Origin of the sequence: Lysinibacillus sp. UBA5994, from assembly GCF_002429725.1 — a bacterium.
GTDB classification, from domain to species: Bacteria; Bacillota; Bacilli; order Bacillales_A; family Planococcaceae; genus Lysinibacillus; species Lysinibacillus capsici.
In genome coordinates, this window is the sequence record NZ_DJAU01000043.1 from 1 (window position 1) to 10,040 (window position 10,040).

8 protein-coding genes are annotated in these 10,040 nt (G+C 38.4%); 5 read left to right on the top strand and 3 right to left on the bottom strand.

Annotated elements, in window-relative coordinates; genetic code table 11:
• Positions 1-366: 366 nt before the first annotated feature.
• Positions 367-2,364: a methyl-accepting chemotaxis protein gene (locus B3D98_RS14175; RefSeq protein WP_288583735.1), complete on the bottom strand. Its 1,998-nt coding sequence runs from the start codon at positions 2,362-2,364 to the stop codon at positions 367-369.
• A gap of 329 nt (positions 2,365-2,693) precedes the next feature.
• Here B3D98_RS14175 and B3D98_RS14180 point away from each other — a divergent pair, with 329 nt between their 5' ends.
• From B3D98_RS14180 to tatC, 4 genes are read left to right on the top strand one after another with little or no spacing between them, the layout of a single operon-like run.
• Positions 2,694-3,443: a gluconate 2-dehydrogenase subunit 3 family protein gene (locus B3D98_RS14180; RefSeq protein WP_054548901.1), complete on the top strand. Its 750-nt coding sequence runs from the start codon at positions 2,694-2,696 to the stop codon at positions 3,441-3,443.
• A gap of 13 nt (positions 3,444-3,456) precedes the next feature.
• Entirely contained in the window at positions 3,457-5,169 is a 1,713-nt protein-coding gene (locus B3D98_RS14185; protein WP_004233912.1) for a GMC family oxidoreductase, read from the top strand.
• 28 nt (positions 5,170-5,197) lie between these two features.
• Positions 5,198-5,401, top strand: coding sequence for a twin-arginine translocase TatA/TatE family subunit (tatA, locus tag B3D98_RS14190; RefSeq protein ID WP_048390784.1), 204 nt, complete (start codon positions 5,198-5,200; stop codon positions 5,399-5,401).
• Positions 5,402-5,412: 11 nt separating this feature from the next.
• Entirely contained in the window at positions 5,413-6,258 is an 846-nt protein-coding gene (gene tatC / locus B3D98_RS14195) for a twin-arginine translocase subunit TatC (RefSeq protein WP_288583740.1), read from the top strand.
• A 14-nt stretch (positions 6,259-6,272) separates the two neighbouring features.
• On the opposite strand, the gene B3D98_RS14200 is transcribed toward tatC, so the two are convergent.
• The gene (locus B3D98_RS14200; protein WP_288583743.1) at positions 6,273-7,088 is read right to left on the bottom strand and encodes a metallophosphoesterase; all 816 of its coding nucleotides are present in this window, start codon (positions 7,086-7,088) and stop codon (positions 6,273-6,275) included.
• A gap of 517 nt (positions 7,089-7,605) precedes the next feature.
• Between B3D98_RS14200 and B3D98_RS14205 the strand changes: the two genes are divergently transcribed.
• Positions 7,606-8,313 carry a response regulator transcription factor gene (locus tag B3D98_RS14205; RefSeq protein WP_066038277.1) on the top strand — a complete coding sequence of 236 codons (708 nt, stop codon included), beginning with the start codon at positions 7,606-7,608 and terminating at the stop codon, positions 8,311-8,313.
• Positions 8,314-8,362: 49 nt separating this feature from the next.
• Here B3D98_RS14205 and B3D98_RS14210 read toward each other — a convergent pair.
• Positions 8,363-10,040 (bottom strand): S-layer homology domain-containing protein (locus B3D98_RS14210; protein WP_288583746.1); only part of this gene is annotated, 1,678 nt, incomplete at its 5' end.

Sequence of the window (10,040 nt, forward strand, 5' to 3'; positions counted from 1 at the left end):
CTGGCTCCACTCCAATCAACCATTCTGTAAAAGTGGCTTTTCCTTATCTTTCATACAGTCATTGTGAACAAAATAGCAAATGTATACTTCGAGAAAGGATAGACTCTTATTTTCAATGGGAGAAATGATGATTGACCACACCTCTCCATAAAATGAGTAGTGAACACCTTCAATTAAGCCTTCGCTAAAAAGGTAACATTTTTATGAGGTGGAGTGGATGGATACCTGACTTTCGTGGGATAGCTAGACAGACGATCCTCTGCATGGAGCGGTAATCCATTTTGACCTTTCACAAAAATTGTATGGATGGTTTTGTTTTTCAACACTCTGAGAGGAGCTGTCATTAATAGACAGCTCCTCTCTAATTTAATATTTAAATTTTTGAATGGCTTCATATAAACGTTTTGCCATTTCTGATAGTTTTTCAGTTTGATTGTTCATTACTGCTACCGTCTTCAACTGTTCCGCTGTTGCATCTGTTACCTCATGCACATAATCACTTGCCGCATGTGCAGTAGCTGCCATTTCTTCCATAGACGCGGAAACTTCCTCCGTATTGGCAGACATTTGTTCAGCTGAAGCATTCATTTCTTCGATTTGACCTGCTATTTCTCCTACTGCTTGAACCATTTCCTCGAAGCGTTCTCCCACTGCCTCAATAGAAGCTAAACCACGCTCAACATTATCTTCACCAAATTCAGCTGCTTTTACTACTTCTAATGTATAAGATTGAACTCTTTCAATAAGCACATTAATTTTAGTAGCTGATTCTGCTGTTTGCTCCGATAGCTTGCGAACTTCTTCTGCTACAACGGCAAAGCCTTTACCAGCATCTCCTGCCCGTGCTGCTTCTATAGAGGCATTCAATGCCAATAAATTTGTTTGATCGGAGATATCGGTAATCATTTTTGAAATTAAGCTAATTTCTTCTGACTCTTTTTCTAGCTTGTGAATAATTGATAGTTCATCTGTTGTGCCTTGCTGAATCTCATTCATACGTAAAACGGATTGTTGAACTGCATGATTGCTTTCACTAATTTTCTGGGAAATAAAATCTGTATTACAAGCAATTGTGGAGGCAACTTCAGCTACATTTTGTATCCCTATCGCCATTTGTTCCATTGCTGAGGCACTTTCCTCTGCCATCACAGTTTGGCTTTGTGCCCCTCGATCTACTTCACTTATTGCACCAGCAATTTGCTTTGAACGCTTTGTTACTCCATTTACATCTCCCATTAAATCACACGCAGCTTCATTCACTGCCGTTGCTTCTCGACTCACTTTGGCTATCATTTCCCGCATATTATCAGTCATGCGATCTAATGCACGTGCCATCGTTCCCATTTCATCAATACGTTTCAAATATTTTTCTGGAATTTCCTGTGTAAAGTCTCCTTCCGATAAGCCCTCACTAATGCGAAGTACATGTCGAAGTGGTCTACTAACAGAGCGAGAAATGGCAAATGAGATGCATAGCCCAAGTATTGAAACTATGATCGTAGTGACAATGAAGTTCGTCTTAAGCTTAGAAAGCCCTGAAAACATCTCATCTTCTAATGCGATAACCCCCATTTTCCAACCATTATCGAGGGTATGATAGCCCATTAGACTAGTTCCTGTATCTTCCGTTTCAAAAGAAAAATAACCGTTATCATTAGCAATCATTTCTTTAGCAGCCATTGCTCTGCCTGTCTTGATACCTGTTTCGTCTGCTTCCTTAATTGGATTGTATTGCTCCTTCACATACGAATGATTATTATGTCCAATAATTGTTCCGTTAGCATCTAACATAAATGCATAGCCACTGTTTCCAACCTTAATGCCTTCTACAATTTTAGATAGGTAATAGCCGTCAATACGTGCTAATAATAAAGCTTTTTCACCTGTCACTGTGTCAATTGGAGAAACGATTAAAATGACTGGTTCACCTGTTACACGACTAATCGTAATGTCAGACATGACAGACTTACCAGTAAAACCTTCTTTTACGTAATCACGATCCCCTAGATCAGCTGTTGTATCATCCAGATAATGGGCAACTCCATTAGCATTGATAATGCCAAAACCTAAGTAATTTTCATTACTGGCAAGACGTTTCGATAGATACTGCTTCTGCTTTTCAAAGTCCATGCTCCGAACTGCCTCTTGCTCTGCAATGGCTTCCACCTCCACTAGTGTTAATTGGAAGTGTTCTTCTATGTATTGGGACACATCCTCTGCTCTAGATACCAAATTAGATTCCACTTGCTCATTCACAGCTTTTGTACTATTTATCCAAGTAGATAGCCCAAGCGTGCCACATGTTACAAATACAAGAGCTATAATTGCAACAATTAATTTACCACCAATACCTTTTAACCACATTTCTCTTTTTCTCACTTCTTCCATTTTTAGCTATACAATCCGCATATTTTTGCATAACTTCAGAGTAAAGTCACTAAAAGTAGAAGTCAACAAAAGTTTTCCAATATGATTAATAAATGTATAATAATACCATTTACACTACCTTTATAGTGCTAACAATTTTCTACAAAATTTTCAATTCATAGATCCCTCTTGTCATTAAAAAGGAGAGTACACCATGCTAATAGAGGTAATTAAAACATTTTCCAACAAAAATTGATTATAATTCACATTTTTTGCTGATTATTAAAGATAGGATCCGTTTAACACATTTTGAGGGGAGGATTTCCATGAGTTCAGACAAAAATAATGTTTCTCGTCGAGACTTTTTAAAAACTACAGGTATTGCTGCTGGTACATTAGTCGGTGGTGGTTTAATTGGAGGATTAGTTGGTTACAACATCCATGGTAAAGGTACTTCTACTCTAGAGCATGGTGGTCATGAAACAACGAATGAGGCCACAGGCTCACCAAAAGCTAAGATGTTCTTCAGAAATGAAAAAGATTTTAGTATCTTATCAAAGGCCACGGAACGTATCTTCCCAGAGGACGATTTGGGACCAGGAGCTATTGGTTTAGACGTTCCCTATTTTATCGATCATCAACTTGCAGGAAATTATGGAAGTAACTCTAAAGAATATATGCAAGGTCCATTTGATGTTGGTGCCCCAACTCAAGGCTATCAGAGCCGTTTAACGCGAGCGGAAATTTTTAGACAGGGTATTCAAAAAATGGAGGATGAAGCACAAAAGCGTTATAAGAAAAGCTTTAACGATTTAGATGGCAAACAAATGGATGAAATATTAACTGCCTTCCAAAAAGGTGACATAGAAATGGTTGGTGTTACTTCCGCGTTCTTCTTTACATTATTACGAGCAGCTACATTAGAGGGAGCTTATTCTGACCCTATGTATGGAGGAAATCGCAATATGGATGGCTGGCGTATGAAGGGCTTCCCTGGTCACCAGATGGCTTATATTACACAAATAGAAGATGCCAAGTTCCAAAAAATTGAGCCTAATCCATTAGGCAACCACTAAGGGGGGATACAAAATGGCTAAAACATTACCGAGTGTAGACGTTGTAACAGTTGGTGTAGGTTGGACTGGCGGTATTGTCGCTGCTGAATGTGCTAAAGCTGGCTTAAAGGTAGTCGGTTTAGAGCGAGGTCAAAAGCGTGGGACTGAGGATTATTTAAATGTTCATGACGAATACCGTTATGCCATCCGATATGATTTAATGCAAAATCTTTCTAAAGAGACCGTAAGCTTTCGGAATGATCGCAATATGAAGGCATTACCAATGCGTCAGCTTGGCTCCTTCTTACTTGGAGAGGGTCTGGGTGGATCAGGAACACATTGGAATGGAATGACTTATCGATTTTTACCCTATGATTTTCAAATCAAGACATTAACAGATAAACGTTATGGACCAAATAAGCTTGGACCAGATTATCTGATTCAGGATTGGGGATTAACATATGATCAGCTTGAGCCCTATTTCGATAAGTTCGAGAAAACAGCTGGTATTTCGGGTGATGATAAAAATAAATTTAGTGGAAAGCGTTCGAATCCCTATCCAACACCGCCTATGAAAAAAACGCCTATGCTTGCACAATTCGAAAAAGCTGCAACAAACCTGAAGCTAACACCTTATATGGTTCCATCAGCTAATGTATCAGAGGTTTATAAAAATCCAGATGGCGAAACAATCAACGCTTGCCAATATTGTGGTTTTTGTGAACGCTTTGGATGCGAATATGGTGCAAAGTCGTCCGCAGAAATTACTGTTGTCCCTACAGCCCTGAAGACAGGAAATTTTGATTTACGCTTTAATTCCAATGTTGTTGAAATTTTAAAGCAGGGTAACAAGGCTACAGGTGTAAGGTATATCGATACTGTTTCGGGGGAAGAATTCATTCAGCCAGCTAATGCTGTTGTTTTAACTAGTTATGTCTTTAATAATGCCAAGCTATTAATGGTCTCTGACATTGGTGAAAGATATGACCCTACTACTGGCAAAGGAACACTTGGCAGAAACTATTGCTATCAAATTTTGCCTGGTGCTGCTGGGTTCTTCGAGGAACAATACAATACATTTATGGGTGCAGGTTCGTTAGGCATGTGTATAGACGATTACAATGGGGATAATTTTGACCATAGTGATTTAGATTTTATTCACGGAGGTAATATTGCACTTACACAGACAGGTACGCGACCAATCGGCTCAAATCCAACTCCGCCTGATACGCCTACTTGGGGACCAGAATTTAAAAAGCAATCTATTTATTACTATACACGTTCATTTGGGATTGGTGCGCAAGGAGCATCTATGCCACATAAGGAAAACTATATATCACTGGACCCTACCTATAAGGATGCTTACGGGCTGCCATTAACTCAGTTAACATACAATTTTACTGATCAGGATCGAGCTCTTCATAAATATATCTCTGCACGTGCAGCTGACATTATGAAGGAAATGGGTGCAAAAACTATTGTCCCTAACGCGGAAATTACCGATTACAATATCGTACCTTACCAAACAACGCATAATACAGGTGGTACGGTGATGAGCTTAACACCAGAGCAAGGGGTTGTGAATAATTACTTACAGCACTGGGATGTTGATAACCTTTTCGCAGTAAGTGCAGGCAACTTTGCACACAATAGTGGTTATAATCCAACAGGCACATTAGGGGCACTTGCCTACCGTTGTGCTGAGGGAGTCATCAAATACAGTCAATCAGGTGGTTCATTAGTATAAATAAATCATTCTAAAGGAGGCAAGACTTATGGGAGGTCTAGGAGCAATTGGAGTACCTGGATTAATTATTATTTTAGTGATTGTATTAATTGTATTTGGCCCAAAAAAATTACCAGAAATCGGTGGAGCGGTTGGCAAAACGTTTGCAGAATTTAAAAAGTCTACTAAGGGACTTATGGATGATGAAGATGATACCGTGAAAAAGGTCGAAAAAAAATCTGATGCTTCGTAGGAGGGTTTCCTATGGATCCATATGAAGACGGAAAAAGAAAATATTTAAGCCCTCTAGATAAACCACAAGCCGAGCCTCCAAAGCCAGTGGAGGCTTTAGTTGAAATACCTACGGTAGCAATTGAAGAGGATCATGTGTCAGATGAACCCCTGATACCTGTTACCTCATTATTGGAGCATCTTAGTGATTTACGTAAGCAAATTATCAAAGGGTTAACAGTTTTTATTTTATTTTTTATTGTTGTCTTTTCTACTATTAATATTTGGTTTCCATTCATAACGCGAGGTCACTCACTCGTTATTTTAGGACCACTAGAAGTAGTTAAATTTTACATGACGATTTCAACAACTTTAGCTTTTGGTCTTGCAATGCCTTTCCTCGTCCACTTTCTTTGGAGCTTTATTAAACCAGGCTTAAAAGAAGAGGAAAGTCGATTTTTAGGCCTCTATGCACCAATCATGTTTGTTCTATTTTTAGTAGGAGTAGCTTTTGGCTATTTCGTCGTTAACCCACTTAGCTATACATTCTTAGTAAGCATTGGGGCTACCAATTTCGATGTCATGGTATCAGCAAATGAATATATGCACTTTTTAATCATGACTACAGTACCGCTTGGTCTATTATTTGAGTTACCGATTGTTGCCCTATTCTTATCAGCCATTGGTGTACTGACTGCTGAATCCATGAAAAAAATACGAGGCTGGTCTTATATCGCAATGGGCGTAGGCTCCGCTGTTATCACGCCACCAGACTTTATAAGTCAGTTACTCGTATTAATACCGATGATTATTTTATATGAAATAAGTATTTACCTCGTTAAACGTATAGAACGCAAACAAATTGAAAGCACTGCGTAAATTTTACGCAGTGCTTATTTTTTCTTTAGATCCATCACAATAATTTCTGGTAGATTAAAAATACGATATGGTACTGTGCTATTACCCAACCCTCTACTAACTACCATTTTCGTCGCGCCTGCTTCGTAGACACCACCTGTATATTTTGGGAACAGCCCCTGTCCTGGTGCCACAAGTCCTCCAAGCCCAGGAATACGAACTTGCCCACCATGCGCATGTCCCGAAAATACTAAATTTATGTGATAATTTACATACGTATTAAATAATTCTGGTCTATGTGCTAGTAACAACTTAAACATATCGTCTGGCAAATAGGCCGTTGCAATGTCCAGCATATCTTCTGTTGTTCTACCCATTAACGGATCCTCAATACCAACAATCGCCAAGCGCTCCCCGTCGCGCTCTAACACGGTCGATTCGTTGGCCATAATATGTACCCCTAACGATGACAGCGCCTCATAAATTTCATTCACCTTATTCGTCGCTACCTCATGGTTTCCTAGTACATAATAAACATCCGCTATTTTAACTAGTCCTTCCACTGCTTGTAGGCTTTGTTTTAAATTATAGCGATTACTATCGATCACGTCACCTGTGATAAAAATATAATCAGGCTTTGTATCCTTTACCTTAGCAATCAATTTTTGTTGCTTGTCACCAAAGACAGCGTCATGTAAATCCGAAACTTGTACAATGCGTAGCCCATCAAAGCTGTCAGGCACACTATCTGATTCAAACACATGTTTACTTACGACTAGCCAGTGATTGTTTACGTACAAAAAAATGACTATAAAAACAACAAAGAAGATACCATATAATAATTTTTTCAATCGCAATCGCTCACTTTGTGGCTACTTTTTTCAGAAATAATTCTGACTTTCTCATTATAAGCAAAAAACAGAGTGATTGTAAGTATATGCACTTTAAATACACAAAATGCACAAAATACACTTAGCTTAAAATTTTTATCATTAGATTATGATACACGCTTTAATCTATTTTTTGTTAACTATTGGCATGCTATACTATGGGTAGAAAGGCATATTTTATTATCACCTCATAATACATCACGATTTGGGAAATGCATCTCATTTACTAAAGTGCGAGAATACTAATAAACTTAAATCAGTTAAAGGAGAAAAGAATTGCTTTATTGTAGGTAATAATCGAGTTAGATTGGACGATAAATGTGTTTTACATACTAATAAATTACATAATTTACAGAATCGAATAATTTCAGAATCCAGCTTCCATTGCTACAGGCAAGTATAAAATTGATGACGAAAAATTTATTTAGTACAGTTGCGCTACATAATATTCTAAATTTAGATGATAAGAGGTGAAAAAATGTTGAAAGCCATCATAGTAGATGATGAAATTTTAGCAATCAATTTATTAGAAGCCACGTTACATGATAATAGCGATGTTACTATTATCGGAAAATTCGTAAATCCACTAGAAGCTATTGCAAACATCCCTACACTCAAACCTGATATTCTTTTTTTAGATATAGATATGGCCGAAATGAATGGTATTGAATTTGCTAGTAAGATTGCAGACCTTCCTTTTTTAATGGACATTGTATTTGTCACTGCTTATGAACGTTTTGCAATAGAAGCTTTTAATGTACAGGCTGTTGACTATATTTTAAAGCCTATTGAGAAAGAGCGTTTAATGAAGACAATCAAGAGAATATCCATGCGTAGAAAGCAATTTCAAGTTAAAGCTGCTGTACACCACATAGAGGAAGAAGCTCATATAATAGAGGATTTTCACTTTCATGTTCATTCTGGAAGAGTATATATCGGTAACACAGCATTAGCCCTATCTACAAAGGAATTTCAAATTTTTTTCTTTCTAGCACAACGACCAGGACAAATTTTTCCCCCATCAGAGCTGTATAAGCTTATTTGGGCAGAGGAAAGTATCGGGCATACACAGGCATTGAAGGTTCATATTAGTAATTTACGAAAAAAGCTAGAATCCGTTACTGGCCATAGAGCAAAGATTATAACAGTGAGGGGTTCGGGATATAAATTCCTTTTCGAGCCATGAAAAAGAAGGGCACTGCGATTACATTACGAATCGCGTACCCTCTTTTTGGTTATTTTTTTGCGGCTTCTTGAATCTCATAAAATGCCCAATGGTGTTTTGGAACATCTTTAAATAATGGTGTTTGATCTTCAATAAGAACTTGGCGTTCAAACAGTCGATTTAATACTTTCACGGCTTGTGCACGTGTTAACAATCCATCTGGATTGAATGTATCTGCTGTTATTCCTGTCATAATTTCCGCCGCATTGACAGTATCAATTGCTTGCCCTGCCCAATGATGGACACTCACATCTTTGAATACTGCACTTTGTGAGGTTGGTGGACAGAAATCTGCATCAGGACGTTCTACACATTGCTGTTCTATCCAGCGGGCTGCCACTGTAGCCATCTGTGCACGCGTAATCAAGCCGTTTGGATTAAAGTTCGTTGCTGTAACCCCTTTAAACAGACCTTTTTCCTTCGCAAATTCGATTGCATCTTTAGCATCATGTTGGAATGTGTCTGTATAGGTTGCCTTTGCTTGCGGTATGGCGTTACCTGTTAATTGACGAGCAAACATACTTGCCATCTGTGCCCTTGTAACAGGAGCATTTGGACGGAAGGTACCATCTGGATAGCCTTGAATGTAAGGTAGATGGGTAACCCCCTCAGTAGTTGGTTCCTTCACTTCTTCCTTCTCTGGTAAGTAGAGAATGGAGAAGGTGGAGAACTTATTCACCTCAAACTGTAAACCTATTCCCTTTTGATATTCTACAATCTTCCCACGTACAACTTCTTTTGTGCCATCACTATGCTCGATAAAGATCGCCAAATTGGCAAGTTGTCCATCTGTTAAATCTGTAGGCAACGGCAATGTTAATTTAACAGGACGGCTTTGCATATTGGTTTCGATGGTCATTGGATGACCAAGCAACTTTACAACCCCACCTTCTACCAATTGCTGCACAACGGTTTCCCTTTTGGCTTGTTCTTCAATCTCTAGCTGTTTATCATGCCCTTTTATAGGAACGAGTCGGAAGTATAGATTCTCATTAAACATTTCCAATGAAGTTTTTGGCACTTCAATTCTAACCTTATCGGTAACAATTTCGAGATGGACTGCTCCATTTTGCAAAATTGACAGCACATTTTTCGGAATGGACACTTTGACTTGATTTACTTGATCCTTCTCGTCTGGGATGATAATCCTTGCTTTATCATTCCCTTGTTCCTTTAATTTCCTAATTGTCTCTGTTGCGCTTGCTGCTGTTAATGTGACATCATCATTCATCGTGTTATCTACATTTTTTGCTCGTTTTATCGTTGTTTTTGAAACTACATCACCATTGCCAGATTCTACATCTACTACAATTTCCTCTACATTGGTTGAAGGTGTTGATGAACCTGAATCAGGATTTGGTGAAGGATCGGTATTATCGCCACCTGTATTATTACTAATCCATTTTGCATAGATCACTGTTTTTGCTGTAATAAGAGTAGTATTAAAATTATATGGTGTTGTGTAGGCATTACTTGTATACCAGCCACCAAATGTATGATTTACTTTTGTCGGGGCGTTTGGCTCCAATGCTTTGCCTCCATGTAGGACCGTTTGGGGTGCTATTATACTACCTCCAGCGACATCAAAGTTGACCATATATGTCATTGGAATCCACTTCACATATAATATGACATTTCCACTTCCCATTGGGAAAGTTGAGCCTGCCACATAATTTGTTCCACTTCCA

What these genes read in the sequence shown, in the direction of transcription:
- B3D98_RS14175 (WP_288583735.1), bottom strand. Translation starts at nt 2,364, where the DNA reads ATGTGGTTAAAAGGTATTGGTGGTAAATTAATTGTTGCAATTATAGCT.
- B3D98_RS14180 (WP_054548901.1), top strand. Translation starts at nt 2,694, where the DNA reads ATGAGTTCAGACAAAAATAATGTTTCTCGTCGAGACTTTTTAAAAACT.
- B3D98_RS14185 (WP_004233912.1), top strand. Translation starts at nt 3,457, where the DNA reads ATGGCTAAAACATTACCGAGTGTAGACGTTGTAACAGTTGGTGTAGGT.
- tatA (WP_048390784.1), top strand. Translation starts at nt 5,198, where the DNA reads ATGGGAGGTCTAGGAGCAATTGGAGTACCTGGATTAATTATTATTTTA.
- tatC (WP_288583740.1), top strand. Translation starts at nt 5,413, where the DNA reads ATGGATCCATATGAAGACGGAAAAAGAAAATATTTAAGCCCTCTAGAT.
- B3D98_RS14205 (WP_066038277.1), top strand. Translation starts at nt 7,606, where the DNA reads ATGTTGAAAGCCATCATAGTAGATGATGAAATTTTAGCAATCAATTTA.